At 43.2% G+C, this 14,687-nt stretch carries 14 protein-coding genes; 4 read left to right on the top strand and 10 right to left on the bottom strand.

The window, feature by feature from the left end; genetic code table 11:
• The first annotated feature begins 211 nt into the window (after window positions 1–211).
• The 3 genes from mltG (at window position 212) to NNC77_RS07975 (ending at window position 3,064) form a co-directional block, all read left to right on the top strand.
• Window positions 212–1,264 (top strand): endolytic transglycosylase MltG, encoded by a 1,053-nt coding sequence (gene mltG / locus NNC77_RS07985; RefSeq protein WP_022121832.1) that lies wholly within the window; start codon window positions 212–214, stop codon window positions 1,262–1,264.
• Between the two features lie 150 nt (window positions 1,265–1,414).
• On the top strand, window positions 1,415–1,687 hold the full coding sequence (locus NNC77_RS07980) for an ACT domain-containing protein (RefSeq protein ID WP_254970380.1): 273 nt from the start codon (window positions 1,415–1,417) through the stop codon (window positions 1,685–1,687).
• 12 nt (window positions 1,688–1,699) lie between these two features.
• Complete coding sequence (locus tag NNC77_RS07975; protein WP_117693627.1) at window positions 1,700–3,064, top strand: PFL family protein; 1,365 nt, start codon at window positions 1,700–1,702, stop codon at window positions 3,062–3,064.
• A 289-nt stretch (window positions 3,065–3,353) separates the two neighbouring features.
• On the opposite strand, the gene NNC77_RS07970 is transcribed toward NNC77_RS07975, so the two are convergent.
• The 10 genes from NNC77_RS07970 to galE form a co-directional block, all read right to left on the bottom strand.
• Window positions 3,354–4,841: a xylulokinase gene (locus NNC77_RS07970; protein ID WP_117727976.1), complete on the bottom strand. Its 1,488-nt coding sequence runs from the start codon at window positions 4,839–4,841 to the stop codon at window positions 3,354–3,356.
• Between the two features lie 104 nt (window positions 4,842–4,945).
• The gene (locus tag NNC77_RS07965) at window positions 4,946–5,299 is read right to left on the bottom strand and encodes a hypothetical protein (protein WP_117586753.1); all 354 of its coding nucleotides are present in this window, start codon (window positions 5,297–5,299) and stop codon (window positions 4,946–4,948) included.
• Between the two features lie 106 nt (window positions 5,300–5,405).
• Window positions 5,406–5,702: a winged helix-turn-helix domain-containing protein gene (locus NNC77_RS07960; protein WP_022121836.1), complete on the bottom strand. Its 297-nt coding sequence runs from the start codon at window positions 5,700–5,702 to the stop codon at window positions 5,406–5,408.
• A 269-nt stretch (window positions 5,703–5,971) separates the two neighbouring features.
• Window positions 5,972–7,732: an aspartate--tRNA ligase gene (gene aspS, locus NNC77_RS07955; RefSeq protein WP_254970381.1), complete on the bottom strand. Its 1,761-nt coding sequence runs from the start codon at window positions 7,730–7,732 to the stop codon at window positions 5,972–5,974.
• Window positions 7,733–7,903: 171 nt separating this feature from the next.
• Window positions 7,904–8,353 (bottom strand): hypothetical protein, encoded by a 450-nt coding sequence (locus NNC77_RS07950; protein ID WP_117586734.1) that lies wholly within the window; start codon window positions 8,351–8,353, stop codon window positions 7,904–7,906.
• Window positions 8,354–8,404: 51 nt separating this feature from the next.
• Window positions 8,405–8,794 (bottom strand): hypothetical protein, encoded by a 390-nt coding sequence (locus tag NNC77_RS07945; RefSeq protein WP_040553691.1) that lies wholly within the window; start codon window positions 8,792–8,794, stop codon window positions 8,405–8,407.
• 57 nt (window positions 8,795–8,851) lie between these two features.
• The gene (locus tag NNC77_RS07940; RefSeq protein WP_006849006.1) at window positions 8,852–9,394 is read right to left on the bottom strand and encodes an RNA polymerase sigma factor; all 543 of its coding nucleotides are present in this window, start codon (window positions 9,392–9,394) and stop codon (window positions 8,852–8,854) included.
• Window positions 9,395–9,414: 20 nt separating this feature from the next.
• Window positions 9,415–10,875 (bottom strand): L,D-transpeptidase family protein, encoded by a 1,461-nt coding sequence (locus tag NNC77_RS07935; RefSeq protein WP_367398726.1) that lies wholly within the window; start codon window positions 10,873–10,875, stop codon window positions 9,415–9,417.
• Window positions 10,876–10,989: 114 nt separating this feature from the next.
• Entirely contained in the window at window positions 10,990–11,271 is a 282-nt protein-coding gene (locus tag NNC77_RS07930; protein WP_254970382.1) for a T9SS type A sorting domain-containing protein, read from the bottom strand.
• A 199-nt stretch (window positions 11,272–11,470) separates the two neighbouring features.
• Window positions 11,471–12,508 (bottom strand): UDP-glucose 4-epimerase GalE, encoded by a 1,038-nt coding sequence (gene galE, locus NNC77_RS07925; protein WP_006849003.1) that lies wholly within the window; start codon window positions 12,506–12,508, stop codon window positions 11,471–11,473.
• Between the two features lie 180 nt (window positions 12,509–12,688).
• On the opposite strand from galE, the gene NNC77_RS07920 reads away from it, so the two are divergent.
• Complete coding sequence (locus NNC77_RS07920; protein WP_117727995.1) at window positions 12,689–14,677, top strand: fructose-1,6-bisphosphatase; 1,989 nt, start codon at window positions 12,689–12,691, stop codon at window positions 14,675–14,677.
• Window positions 14,678–14,687 lie beyond the last annotated feature (10 nt).

Raw genomic sequence — 14,687 nt, 5'->3', positions numbered from 1 at the left:
ATCGAAAACTTCATTTTCATAATCCTTTTATAATAATGTGCCCGAAAGCACCGATACACATGTTGATTCTCAATGTCAAGTGCAAAGGTAACAAAAAAGCAGACACAACGGATAAAGAAAGATGACAATTAACCTATTTTAAATTCCTATACTTTGCTATTTCCCATTTTTACTGTACTTTTGCACCCGAAAAATAACAAACAAGAAGAATATGAAAAAGAAAAAATCATTTTCTAAGCTCTATCTGTATGGTGCTATAGGCTGCATCGCAGTCATCGCCATCGTGGGCTACATCTACTGTTTCTCTTCCTTCTCGAAGAGCAGCAACACCGAGTATGTTTACATCGACAGCGATGATAACATCGACTCTGTATACAACAAGCTCCGCCCATTTGCCAAGAGCATTCCGTTCCAGGCATTCAAGACCCTGACCCTCCATTCCGGCTATGCCGATCATATCCGCACCGGCAGATACGCCATTGCTCCGGGCGATGGTGCCCTCAAGACATGGCGCCACATGAAGAACGGTTTGCAGGAACCGGTTAGCCTTACCATCCCTTCGGTACGCACGCTCGACAAACTCTCTGATGAGATTGGCAAGAAGATGATGTTTGGCAGCAACGACCTCTACCATGCCCTGCGCGACGAGAGCGTCTGTCAGAAATATGGTTACGATACTGCCACCATCGCCTGCATGTTCGTACCTAACACCTACGATCTCTACTGGAACATCTCGGTAGATAAATTTCTGGAGCGCATGAAGAAAGAAAGCGACAAGTTCTGGAACTTTGAGCGCACCGAAAAGGCAAAGGCTATGAAGCTGACACCGGTTGAGATCATCACCCTTGCCAGCATCGTGGACGAAGAAACAGCCAACAACGGTGAGAAACCGATGATAGCCGGCATGTATTATAACCGTCTGATGCTTCGCAATGCCGAATATCCAGAGGGAATGCCATTGCAGGCCGATCCTACCATTAAATATGCGTGGCAGCGATTCGACCTCAAGCGCATCTACAACAACCTCCTGTCTATCAAGAGCCCGTATAATACCTACAAGAACCCAGGTTTGCCACCGGGGCCTATCCGTATTCCGAGCGTAGCAGGTATCGATGCCGTCCTCAACCATGTGCATCACGATTACCTCTACATGTGTGCCAAGGAGGATTTCAGCGGCACTCATAATTTTGCCCGCACTTACGATGAGCATCTGCAGAATGCAGCCAAATATTCTAAGGCACTCAACGAAAGAGGTATCAAGTAAGATAAGGAAACAAGAAAGGTAAAAATGAGTCAGAAAACTTGCAAAGCGTTAGTGATTTTACAAGTTTTCTGACTTTTTATTTGGTAGTCTAACAAAATAGTTGTAAATTTGCAGCCGAAAACTTACCAATTTAAAATAAGGAATAAATACATGAACAGAACGATTATTACAGTAGTGGGCAAGGATACCGTTGGTATCATCGCCAAGGTATGTACCTATTTGGCAGAGAACAGTATCAACATCTTGGATATCTCTCAGACCATCGTACAGGAGTATTTCAACATGATGATGATCGTAGACATGGGCAAGATGCAGAAAACTTTCGAGGAAGTAGCCGATGAACTCACCAATATTGGTAAGGCTATGGGCGTGCAGATCAAATGCCAGCGCGAGGAAATTTTCAATATGATGCACAGAATTTAAAAAGCAAACAATATGATCAATATATCTGAGGTTATCGAAACCAATAAGATGATAGAGCAGGAGAATTTCGATGTGCGTACCATCACCATGGGTATCAACCTTTTGGATTGCGCATCTACCGATCTCGATGAGCTCTGTCAGAACATTCATAATAAGATTACACGTCTGGCAAAGAACCTGGTGAAGACCGGCGAAGAAATCTCCAAGGAGTTTGGTGTGCCTATCGTCAACAAGCGTATCTCCATCACTCCTATCTCGCTGGTAGGCGGTTCTGCCTGCAAGACTACCGACGATTACGTGAAGATTGCCAAGACCCTCGACCAGTGTGCCAAGGAGCTCGGTGTCAACTTCCTGGGCGGCTATTCTGCCATCGTAAGCAAGGGTATGAGCAAGAGCGATGAGCTCCTTATCCGTTCTATCCCTCAGGCGATGGCACAGACCGATTTCGTCTGCAGCTCAGTCAATGTGGGTTCTACCAAGACCGGTATCAACATGGACGCCGTCCGACTGATGGGCGAAATCGTAAAGGATACAGCCGAGGCAACCAAGGACAGAGGTTCTCTGGGTTGCGCCAAACTCGTTGTTCTCTGCAATGCGCCAGACGACAATCCGTTCATGGCTGGTGCCTTCCATGGTGTTTCTGAGGCCGATGCGGTAGTGAGTGTCGGTGTCAGCGGTCCTGGCGTTGTAAAGTATGCATTGGAGAAGGTAAAGGGCGAAAGCTTCGAGGTTCTTTGCGAAACCATCAAGCGCACCGCCTTCAAGATTACCCGTGTAGGTCAGTTGGTAGCCAAGGAGGCTTCACGCCGTCTGAACGTACCTTTCGGCATCATCGACCTTTCATTGGCTCCTACCCCAGCTATCGGTGATAGTGTAGCCGATATTCTCGAGCTCATCGGTCTTGAGCATGCCGGTGCTCCTGGTACCACAGCAGCTCTTGCACTCCTGAACGACCAGGTTAAGAAGGGCGGTATCATGGCTTCTTCTTATGTAGGTGGTTTGAGCGGTGCCTTCATCCCTGTCAGCGAAGACCAGGGTATGATCAACGCTGTAGAGGCTGGTGCGCTGACCATCGAGAAGCTTGAGGCGATGACTTGTGTCTGCTCAGTAGGTTTGGATATGATTGCCATCCCTGGCGATACTCCAGCCACCACCATTTCCGGTGTCATTGCCGACGAGGCTGCCATCGGTATGGTTAACCAGAAGACTACTGCCGTACGTATCATCCCAGTTGTGGGCATGAAGGTAGGCGACAATGTAGATTTTGGCGGTTTGCTCGGTCATGCTCCAATCATGCCTGTAAACCCATTCAGTTGCGAGGCATTCGTAAACCGTGCCGGTCGTATTCCGGCTCCAATCCACAGTTTCAAGAATTAAACTGTTTTGATTCAAAATACCAATCCCCCATCCTGCTTTCTCAAGCGGGCTGGGGGATTTTTTCATTGTATAATCACTTATCTATCTTCTAAAGCGGTTCATCATGGCAAAACATAGGTGGATAGATACTCAGAAACATCAACTACAGATATTTAAATCCAATCCTTAAATAAGACGGAAGCTCCCCCAAAAGTCAAAAGAATCGGGAAAAAGAAAAATAAAGGGTGAGACTTCTCCCACCCTTTATCTGATATTATAAAAAAGTTTGTCTAAAGTAAATTACAAACGTTTAAAGTTTTTTCATCTCTTCTTTCCATGCAGAATAAGCCTCGAGATAAGCAGAACGGTTAGCCTCATCAGGATCTATGACTGCAAGTTTCTTCAATGAAGCAAAAGCCTCATTATGATCCTTATAGATACCGGCACCAATACCAGCACCCTTAGCAGCACCTGCACTACCATCTGTCTCATAAAGTTCGATAGTAGCACCACTCACACCCGCCAAGGTATCTCGGAACAACGGACTGAGGAACATATTAGCCTTACCTGCATGAATATTCTTAATATCCATACCCATCTGCTGCATGATTTCCATTCCATAGCAGAAACTGAAGACGATACCCTCTTGTGCTGCACGAACAATATGAGCACGATTATGCTTATTAAAGCTGATGCCACGAATAGAACAACCAACTTCCTTATTCTCTAATACACGCTCAGCTCCATTACCAAATGGGATAATCTTAACACCATCACTACCTATTGGCACAGAAGCTGCAAGATCATTCATATCCGCATAGCTTACATCTGGAGTGATATTTCGATGAACCCACGCATTCAAGATACCAGTTCCATTGATACACAACAATACACCAAGACGGTCAAGGTCTGTAGTATAATTAGCATGAGCAAAAGTATTGACACGGCTCTTTGGATCATAGTTAACATCACCCAATACGCCATATACAACTCCTGATGTACCTGCAGTACTTGCAATTTCACCCGGATTGAACACATTCAGACTCACAGCATTATTTGGCTGGTCACCCGCACGATAAGATATTGGTGTACCTTCTTTCAGACCAAGTTCTTCAGCTGCCGCTTTACTTACTACACTCTGTACAGAGAAAGTAGGAACAATATCAGCCAGAATGCTTTCATCGAAGCCAAAGTAATCAAGCAGGAATTTAGCAGGCTTTTTCTGGTTGAAGTCCCACATCATACCTTCAGAAAGACCACTGATAGTAGTCTTAACTTCACCTGAAAGTTTCATTGCCAGATAATCACCAGGAAGCATAATCTTATCAATCTTATCAAACAGTTCCGGTTCATTATCCTTTACCCAAGCAAGTTTAGATGCAGTAAAGTTTCCAGGAGAATTGAGCAGATTACGCAAGCAGAAGTCCTCACCTAAATCATGAAAAGCCTTCTCGCCATAAGGTACGGCACGAGAGTCGCACCAGATGATACTAGGACGCAAAACTTGCTGATTCTTATCAACACAAACCAAGCCATGCATCTGGTACGAGATACCAATAGCAAGGATATCTTCACCCTTGGCACCAGATTCTGCCATGATTTTCTTAAGCGCCAACTTAGCATTATCCCACCACATCTGAGGATCCTGCTCTGCCCAACCGGTCTTTACAGCCATAATGGGTGCTTCATGATCCGGATAGAATGCAGAAGCTACGATTTCTCCATTGTCAACATCAGTAAGCGAAGCCTTTACAGAACTTGAGCCTACGTCAAAACCTAATAAATATCTACTAGCCATAGTTTATTCGTTTATATGTTTATTGTTTAACTTTTATCAGTTTTTATAAAGTCTACATATATTATACGAACATACTACAACATTCCCCTCATAAAAAAAATAATTTAGAACATATTCTCATCAAAAAGACTTTGAGGAGCACTATCATCAGCCTTACTCTCTTCTTCATTACTATTTTCTAATACAGAAGAAGAAAAATTGAGCATCAGTTGCTGTACGGCCTTTGAATCAAAATTAACATGATATACACCATACCCCTTACCTTTTTCTATAAGCGATTGTGGGTCTTTAGCGCATCTGGTGAGATATTGTGTAACATAGCTATGAACATCCTTGTAATTCAGAGGTGTAAAAATCGAATTACAGGAATTATATACATGACGAGCTATTTTTTCTACTTTCAACCCTTTTGCACCCGCAGCCAAAAGAACATTGAATATCTCCTGATCAAGTTTCATATAATAATCATAACATTCGTCCTCTTTCAAGAGAGAAGACACAAAAAGAAAAAACCGCGGTTACTCACTTACAAGCAACCGCGGCTCTTTGAAAAATAAACCTTATTTAAGCGAGAGCAACCTTGTTGTCCTCATCCTTAATCTTACCCTCTTTGAAGAGCCAACCGATACCAAGGATTACATCCTCTGTACTGATCTTAGCAGCCTTAGCAATTTCTGCTACTGTGAGAGCCTTTTCTGAAGCTGCCAATGCCTGATATACATCACCAGCTCTAAAACCTGCGTTCTCTGCGTTCAAGTAAAGAACGTCCTTCTTTGCTGCAGGAGCCTTCTTTGCTACTGGAGCCTTCTTTGCTGCTGGCTTCTTTGCAGCAGTCTTAGTTGTCGCTTTCTTTTCTACCATGTTTTAAGAATTTTATGATTCTATTGAGCCTCATTTCGTCAGCTCAACCTTAATATCTGCTGCAAATTTATAACTTTTATTTCGAAATAGTGTTAGAAAAATAGAAAAAACTACTACTTATAAACAAAAGTGCTGCATTTCTTGATTTACGTCAAGAAGCGCAGCACTTTATTTACTAAAAATCAATTACTTATTATAAATCATTGAATTTTTCTCAAGGCATTTTACGCATACTCTTTTATGGAGTGAATACCTTCGTTTCTCTATTTTTATTCAGCCTTCAAATCAAGTTTGATTTCCAATTCATCCAACTGCTTAGGGTCAAGTTCAGAAGGAGCATCGAGCATTACATCGCGACCAGAGTTGTTCTTTGGGAAAGCAATACAATCACGAATACTGTCGAGACCAGCCAAAATGCTGACGAAACGGTCCAAACCGAAAGCAAGACCTGCGTGAGGTGGTGCACCATACTTGAAAGCATTCATCAAGAAACCGAACTGGGCCTCAGCACGCTCTGGAGTAAAGCCGAGAACCTCGAACATCTTCTCCTGCAACTGAGTATCATGGATACGGAGAGAACCTCCACCTACTTCGATACCATTGCAAACAAAGTCGTATGCCTTGGCACGAACCTGTTCAGGATGCTCATCGAGCAATGGTATATCATCAGGATTTGGCATAGTGAATGGATGGTGCGTAGCCATCAGGCGCTGTTCCTCATCGCTCCACTCAAAGAGAGGGAAGTCAATAATCCAAAGACACTTAAATACATTCTTATCACGAAGCCCCAAACGGTCACCCATTTCCAAACGCAAAGAGCAAAGCTGAATGCGTGTCTTGTTAGCATTATCACCGCTCAAAATCAAAACGAGGTCACCATCCTTGGCTCCCATTACGGTCTTGATTTCAGCAAGTTCCTCTGGAGAGTAGAACTTATCTATGCTACTCTTCACGGTACCATCTGTATTGTACTTAATATAAACCAAGCCCTTGGCTCCAACCTGAGGACGCTTAACAAAATCGGTCAATTCGTTCAACTGCTTACGGCTATAATCAGCACAACCTGGAACACAGATACCGCCAATATACTTAGCCTCATCGAATACAGAGAAATTACCCTTACCTGTGAAAGCATCTTTCAACTCAACAAATTCCATACCGAAGCGCAAGTCTGGCTTATCGCTACCGAAACGGCGCATAGCATCGTGCCAGGTCATCTGTTCCAATTTAGGAAGTTCTACACCACGAATCTCCTTAAACAAATGGCGAGCCATTTCCTCGAAAAGGTTGATGACATCATCCTGATCAACAAAACTCATTTCACAGTCAACCTGTGTAAACTCTGGCTGACGGTCAGCACGAAGATCCTCATCACGGAAGCACTTGGCAATCTGGAAATAGCGGTCGAAGCCAGCAACCATCAAGAGCTGCTTTAAAGTCTGAGGACTCTGTGGAAGAGCGTAGAACTGACCTGGATTCATACGGGAAGGAACAACAAAGTCGCGGGCTCCCTCTGGTGTACTACCAATAAGAACAGGAGTTTCAACCTCCATGAAGTTCTGTGCATCGAGGAAGTTACGAATCAAGATGCACATACGATGACGCAACTCCAGATTTTTGCGCACTGCAGGACGACGCAAATCAAGATAACGATACTTCATACGGATATCATCACCACCATCTGTATTATCTTCGATAGTGAAAGGAGGGGTCTGACTCTGAGAGAGGACATTGAGTTCCTTCACCAGGATTTCGATGTCACCAGTATCCATTTTAGGATTCTTGCTCTGTCGTTCACTTACTACACCCTTTATTTGAATGCAGAATTCACGACCTAGCTTGTTAGCTGCATCACACAAGTCTTTGTTATCAGCCTCATTGAAGACCAACTGTGTGATACCATAACGGTCGCGCAAATCGACGAATGTCATACCACCCATCTTTCTTGAGCGCTGTACCCAACCGGCAAGTGTCACTTCCTTGCCGGCATCAGAGAGACGTAACTCTCCACACGTATTACTTCTGTACATACCTTATTATATTATATTATTATTTTCCAAAGTGCAAAAGTACAACAAATAACGGAAAGGACAAAATAAAATCGCGAAAATATTATTAAAAATATCTTCGCGACCCTATTAATGTGACCAAAAGTCACATAAATACATATTAAATGGTTTTATCTCTACTTTTTTAGAGATTTATTTCTTCATCCGTCTGAATGCCTGCCGATGGAACCGTTCCTCTGCCTTGATGACACTGAACACCTTATTAGGTGGCAAGATGGTCATAAATCTAGAATGATACTCTTGCTGCAACTGTTTCAGCTGAATATCCAACTCATCCTGTCTTCTGATAGCTTCGGCACATGCCTCATTATCATTCGGATTCACATGACGGAATCGGCGCATTTCATCGAATATCATACGCATTTTCTTACCCATCTGTCTATATACCGGGAAGAATTTAGCAGCTTCTCTCGGCGTAAGACAGGCATTAGTCGTAATAAACTGTTCTAGTTCAGCCTGAAACCTTTTAGGATCAAATCCATCATGATGTTTTCTACCCTGAGGCTGTGAAGCAAGTGAAACCAGGCTAATCATCAGCATAGCTAAAAGCGCAAGAAACCTATGTTGCATTATCTTTCTCATACCTTATCTTTTTTTAAATCTTTATCTGTAGACAAAAAGAAATACCAACCATTAATTTTCTGCAATCAGCGATGCATAGATAGTTTCATTATCCATCATCGTATAATCGGCCATCTCATTAAAAGTAGCATCCTCATTATTATTCACAGCAGCTTTCTGAACCATATGGTCCACATGTGCCATAGCAGGCTTACTGCTTCCCGTATATTTCAGCGCCAATACCGAACCACCTCCCATCACAGCCAAAACAGCAACAGCCGCCGCAATCTTTCGAATCGGCATACGCTGCCATAAGCTAGGCTGCATGTGAATGATGCGGGGTTCCTGCTCCGGCAAATTTGCCATCACCCTATCCGTCAGCTGGTCGAAATAACCAGCCGGCACCTGGAAATGGTTTTTCTTACCAAAACGGCTATTCAATATATTGTCTTCTTTTAACATATTCCTCATTCCTTTCTTTTATACTTTATTAAATAGACGAAAACTAACCGAAAAGGTTTAATCCTTACGATTGAAAAAATCGGTTATTTTTTTCACAGCAAGATGATAGGATGCCTTCAAAGCTCCTTCACTTGTTGACAGCACCTTACTCATCTCTGAATATTTCATATTATCATAATATTTTAGAGTGAAAACTGTGCGCTGAACATCGGGCAGTTGGGCTACAGCCTCTTGCAGTTCTGCCTGAATCTGGTCACCATCAAAATAGTCATCGGCAAGAAGACGTGAAGCCAAGCCCGGCTCGTCTTCGGTACTGACATTTACCATCTGCTTCTTGCGTCTCAAGAAATCAAGCGCTTCGTTAATTGCTATACGGTAAAGCCATGTTGAGAGCGAAGACTTTCCCTGAAACGAATCCAGATTGGTCCAAGCCTTAACAAAGGCATTCTGCAACACATCATCAGCATCATCATGATCTAAAACTATATGGCGAACCTTCCAATACAACGGCTCGCTATACTGACTTACCAGTACAGCAAAGCCTTCGCGTTGGGTCTTAGGATCCCTAATCATAGCCAAGAGTTCTTTATCGTTTATCATTGCTTTTACAAATGTGTTGTTTATAGATATTTTCTCAACATATCGAATATTACCGCATCAAATCCATACACATCAGAATATTCAGCTATTCTGCCTCCTGCTAACGGATAGAGTGTATAATAGGTTATGAAGAGAGGAACTTGAGGATTAACCTTTACGTTATTCACAACAAGTTTTTTATTGGCTAGCGAATCTGCTGTCATCGAATAGTATATCTTTTCCTTCAGTTTCTCGTTTTTGTCAGCCAATAGGAAGACAGCGAAATCGTACGGTTTTTCTATTCTGATACATCCATGCGATACTCCTCTATCCTCTTGTCCAAACACGCCCTTACTGTTAGTATCATGCAGGAAGACCGAGAAATTATTATCAAAACGGAAGATGATTCTTCCCAGAGCATTCCCCTTTCCGCCCCGCTGAGCGATGCCATAAGCACCAGAAATAAGCATAGATCGAGTTACTCTGTCTAAGTCAACCTCCTTACCTGTTGCCACTTCCCTTACATAGTAGTTACGCGCGCGAAAGTAGCCATGATTCCCCACCCGGTGTATCATATCATGGAGAACGATACTACGGGGAACAAACCATTGAGGATTCAACTCCATACGTTTGATATGACTGTTCAATATCGGGGTTTTGGTTTTACTGGCTCCACATCCTATGCGCATCGAGAGCGTATCCTGATGATCAATAGCCATCAGATGGAACGATGGTATATTGACAACCACATATTTTTCGTGTTGCCAGGGATTATCATACTGTCTCCAGCGGCAACGTTCCATGTTGCAGAGAATTTTGATTCTCATCGCCTTGCCCAGTCCTCCAGCCTTCAATTTCTCCAGCAGTTGATAATAGAAAGGATTCTTAGGCTGTACTTCTTTCAGGAAGGAAGCCACCGAGTCGCATCTAACCATTTGCATAGCCTTCTGATAGAACGCATCATCTGCATGAGCCATTTTTACATCAAACAGACCTCTGAACCTAACGGGTCTCTTGACACTATCATAAGGATTGGGAGCAAGAGTATCTAAACGATTGAAAACAAAACTAGGATTCATAAATCCAAAATTCTGCCCCATCGTATATCTGAAGTAAGCTTTGGTCAAGCGATACTCCAGTCGGGCTATCACTTGATTTATCTGATTATCAGCTGAATCTAGATTTAAATCTCGTAACCTATCAATATCTCGGGCAATAGCATCCACATAGAACCGACGTTTATCAAATCCCATATCCGCTACGGAACGCAGGCAAGTCACCAGGGAGTCAGCCTGACTATTTACCCCATGACGTGTAATCCAAAGCAGATTACCTTCATTCTGATAATAGCGACGGGTATGCAAATCAGCAGCATGTCGGTCTTTATCATTTCGCATGATGCTGTCTATCAGATTCCTTACCGCCCTCGAATTGATAGCATAGGCAGAAGAACGTAAGTCCTGATAATCATCTAACGATAATTGGAAATTGCTGTTTGGCACCCTGTCGTGGCAAGAACAGAACATCAAACAGCAAGAAATGATAAGTAACGAAAAATGAAAGACTTTTACTTTCTGATTAAAGTTAAACGGCATTCTAAGGCCTCTATAGTACTATTAATGCTTTACGCAAATTTTGCGCGTAAAGGTATTCCCCACCTTTACAATATAGATACCTTCAGCCAATGGCAAGTTTACGCGCTTGTCATTACCTTCTATGCGGAAGGTCTTGATAGTAACACCTGCCACATTATATATTCTCACCACTTGCCCGCTAGCGCCTGTGATATGCATCACGCCCCCAGCATAGTTCAAGTTGATATCTGCCACATCAAGGTCTGCCCATTCTATGTTTCCCTCGTTGGCCATGGCATCCGAAGGAACAGAAAGTGCTAACATTGCAATTGTTAATATTGAAAGTAAAGTCCGTTTCATACATTTTCAAGTTTCGTTAAACCAATAGTTCTTTCTGCAAAGATATATAAAAAAAAGGAAACTTACCGTCTTCCCGACGATAAGTTTCCCAAAAATTAGCTTTTTTAACCTTTCAGAGGAAAAAAGAAGCCAATTCACATTATTTTCTAAAACAACCAACACTTTACATGATGCCATCAGCGCGAAGTTTCTGCTGCCATTTCCAAGCAGAAGCCAACACATCTTCAAGCTTAGCCTCAGCCTTCCAGCCGAGTACCTTGTTCGCCTTGGTGCAATCACCCCAAATTTTCTCAATATCGCCCTCTCTTCGTGGACCATACTTCCAATTCAGTTTCACACCTGTAGCTTTTTCAAAAGTCTCAACAATTTCGAGAGTTGAGTTTCCATTACCTGTACCGATATTGAAATATTCGATAGGCTCAGTCTCCTTATCAAGAACACGTGCCATAGCAGCTACATGTGCCTTAGCCAAGTCTACAACATAAATATAGTCGCGGATACAGGTTCCATCAGGAGTATCATAATCATTACCAAAGATAGTGAGTTCCTTGCGGATACCCATAGCTGTCTGAGTAACGTATGGAATCAGATTGTTTGGCACACCATTTGGCAACTCACCAATCTCAGCAGAAGGATGTGCACCTATAGGATTGAAATATCTCAATACAATGCTCTTGATGGCTGCACCACTATGGATATAATCAGCTATGATCTGCTCATTAATCTCCTTAGTATTGCCATAAGGTGAAGTAGCCTTCTGATGAGGAGCCTCTTCTGTTACAGGCAAATTCTCAGGCTTCGGCTGACCATAAACGGTACAAGAAGAAGAGAAGATGATACCCTTTACCTGATACTTTGGCATAAGTTCCAGAAGATTGATGAGCGATACGATATTGTTGCGATAATACAACAAAGGCTTCTGTACGCTCTCGCCTACTGCCTTGCTTGCAGCAAAGTGAATGATACCCTTAATATCAGGATATTTCTGGAATACAGCCTCGGTAGCAGCCTTGTCGCGCAAGTCAACCTGTTCAAAAGCAGGGCGGATACCAGTAATCTTTTCGATACCATCGAGTACTTCAATCTTTGAGTTTGAGAGGTCATCTACGATAACAACATTGTAGCCTGCCTGCTGCAACTCTACTGTAGTATGGCTACCTATGAAGCCTGTACCACCTGTAACAAGAATAGTTTGTTTCATAATCAAATATAGTTAGTTTGAAGAATTATTATATTTCTTCTGCAAAAGTACTGCAAAAATCTGAAAAAACAGAAAGATTTTTCAAAAAAAATACTTTTTTCCTTTGTTTTATCTATTATTTATACTATCTTTGCAAAAGATAATAAATAGTAAAAAGGCTCTAAGAAAATGGAAAAAAACATGAAACATTATAATATAGAACAAGACATGAGATATTTGCAGTTGCTCTCTCAGTCGTTCCCTACTATAGCAGAGGCGAGCACCGAGATTATCAACCTGCAAGCCATCCTCAACCTGCCAAAGGGTACCGAGCATTTTCTTGCCGACATCCATGGTGAGTATGAGGCCTTCCTGCATGTACTGAAAAATGCATCAGGAAATATCAAGCGTAAGGTGAACGAACTCTTTGGCAATACCCTTCGCGAACAGGAGAAGCGAGAACTCTGCTCTCTTATTTACTATCCTGAGCAGAAACTGGAACTCGTCAAGCAGAACGAACCCGACATCAACGACTGGTATCACATCACCCTGCACCAGTTGGTGGCTGTATGCCGTGATGTTTCCAGCAAATATACCCGAAGCAAGGTGCGCAAATCGCTGCCATGCGATTTCTCGTATATTATCCAGGAGCTTTTGCACGAGCACACCGAAGATCATGACAAGACAGCCTATGTCAATGTTATTGTTGATACGATTATCAGCACAGGCAGAGCCGATGATTTCATCATCGCTATAGCCAACGTCATCCAGCGCCTGGCTATCGATCAGCTCCATATTCTGGGCGATATCTACGATAGAGGTCCAGGAGCCCACATCATCTTGGACAAGATGCGCCGCTACCACAGTTGGGACATCCAGTGGGGTAATCACGATGTACTATGGATGGGAGCAGCTGCCGGCAATGATGCCTGCATCTGTAATGTGATCCGTCTCTCCCTGCGATACGCCAACCTCTCGACATTGGAAGAAGGCTATGGCATCAACCTCGTACCACTCGCTACTTTTGCGATGGAAACCTACAAGGAGGATGATTGCAAAGAATTTCTGCCTAAGCTCAGCGGAGGTGCAGCAGCAATGGATGAAAAGACCCAGCGGCTCACCTCTCAGATGCACAAGGCTATAGCTGTCATCCAGTTTAAATTAGAGAGCCAGCTTTTCAAGAAGCATCCGGAATGGAAGATGAAAGACCGTTGTCTTTTTGACCATATCGATTACAGGAAAGGCAAGGTAGAGATTGACGGAAAAGAGTATGACATGACCTCATGCCACTTCCCTACCATCGATCCGGACAATCCAGACAAACTATCTGAAGAAGAGGAAATTCTGATTCAGAAACTGCATCATTCGTTTATGGTCTGCGAGAAGCTGCACAAGCATATCAACGTTATGCTGCAGCATGGTTGCATGTACGCTATCTTCAACAACAACCTGCTTTTCCATGCTTCCTGTCCGCTCAACGAAGATGGTTCATTAAAAGAGGTAGAAATATATCCTGGCAAGAAATTCAGCGGCAGAGCCCTGATGCATCATACGGGCATGCAGATACGCACAGCTTTCCAATCAGATTCTGATCCGAATGAAAAGGAATATGCCATCGATTATTTCATCTACCTATGGTGCGGTCCTGACAGTCCGCTCTTCGACAAGAGTAAGATGGCCACCTTCGAGCGCTATTTCATTACCGATAAGGAGACTCATAAAGAAGAGAAGGGATACTACTTCCTGTTGCGCGATAACGAACAGGTTATCGACCATATTATGGATGAGTTTGGGGTAACCGGTCCTAACCGCCATATCATCAATGGGCACGTGCCCGTTCGCACAACCAAGGGCGAGAACCCTATCAAGGCAAACGGCAAGCTGATGGTTATCGATGGAGGTTTCTCTAAAGCCTACCACAACGAGACTGGCATTGCCGGCTACACCTTAGTATATCACTCCCGCGGATTTCAGCTGGTCCAGCACGAGCCATTTACGAGTATGGAAGATGCCATCAAGCAAGGTACCGACATCAAGAGTACCACACAGATTGTAGAAATGTCGAACCGCCGAATGCTGGTAGCCGACACAGATATAGGTTGCGAACTCCGTAAGCAGATAGAAGACCTGAAGGAACTTCTCTATGCTTACCGACATGGTTTCATCAAGGAATCAGAAAGGAAGAAGTAAGAAACCGAGC

The sequence above is a fragment of the Segatella copri genome (genome assembly GCF_024330485.1).
Taxonomy (GTDB): Bacteria; Bacteroidota; Bacteroidia; order Bacteroidales; family Bacteroidaceae; genus Prevotella; species Prevotella copri_L.
This window is presented reverse-complemented; position numbering and strand designations above follow the sequence as displayed.

Excerpts from the sequence above, each read along its gene's own strand:
- mltG (WP_022121832.1), top strand. The coding sequence starts at position 212 with ATGAAAAAGAAAAAATCATTTTCTAAGCTCTATCTGTATGGTGCTATA.
- NNC77_RS07980 (WP_254970380.1), top strand. The coding sequence starts at position 1,415 with ATGAACAGAACGATTATTACAGTAGTGGGCAAGGATACCGTTGGTATC.
- NNC77_RS07975 (WP_117693627.1), top strand. The coding sequence starts at position 1,700 with ATGATCAATATATCTGAGGTTATCGAAACCAATAAGATGATAGAGCAG.
- NNC77_RS07970 (WP_117727976.1), bottom strand. The coding sequence starts at position 4,841 with ATGGCTAGTAGATATTTATTAGGTTTTGACGTAGGCTCAAGTTCTGTA.
- NNC77_RS07965 (WP_117586753.1), bottom strand. The coding sequence starts at position 5,299 with ATGAAACTTGATCAGGAGATATTCAATGTTCTTTTGGCTGCGGGTGCA.
- NNC77_RS07960 (WP_022121836.1), bottom strand. The coding sequence starts at position 5,702 with ATGGTAGAAAAGAAAGCGACAACTAAGACTGCTGCAAAGAAGCCAGCA.
- aspS (WP_254970381.1), bottom strand. The coding sequence starts at position 7,732 with ATGTACAGAAGTAATACGTGTGGAGAGTTACGTCTCTCTGATGCCGGC.
- NNC77_RS07950 (WP_117586734.1), bottom strand. The coding sequence starts at position 8,353 with ATGAGAAAGATAATGCAACATAGGTTTCTTGCGCTTTTAGCTATGCTG.
- NNC77_RS07945 (WP_040553691.1), bottom strand. The coding sequence starts at position 8,794 with ATGTTAAAAGAAGACAATATATTGAATAGCCGTTTTGGTAAGAAAAAC.
- NNC77_RS07940 (WP_006849006.1), bottom strand. The coding sequence starts at position 9,394 with ATGATAAACGATAAAGAACTCTTGGCTATGATTAGGGATCCTAAGACC.
- NNC77_RS07930 (WP_254970382.1), bottom strand. The coding sequence starts at position 11,271 with ATGTTAGCACTTTCTGTTCCTTCGGATGCCATGGCCAACGAGGGAAAC.
- galE (WP_006849003.1), bottom strand. The coding sequence starts at position 12,508 with ATGAAACAAACTATTCTTGTTACAGGTGGTACAGGCTTCATAGGTAGC.
- NNC77_RS07920 (WP_117727995.1), top strand. The coding sequence starts at position 12,689 with ATGAAACATTATAATATAGAACAAGACATGAGATATTTGCAGTTGCTC.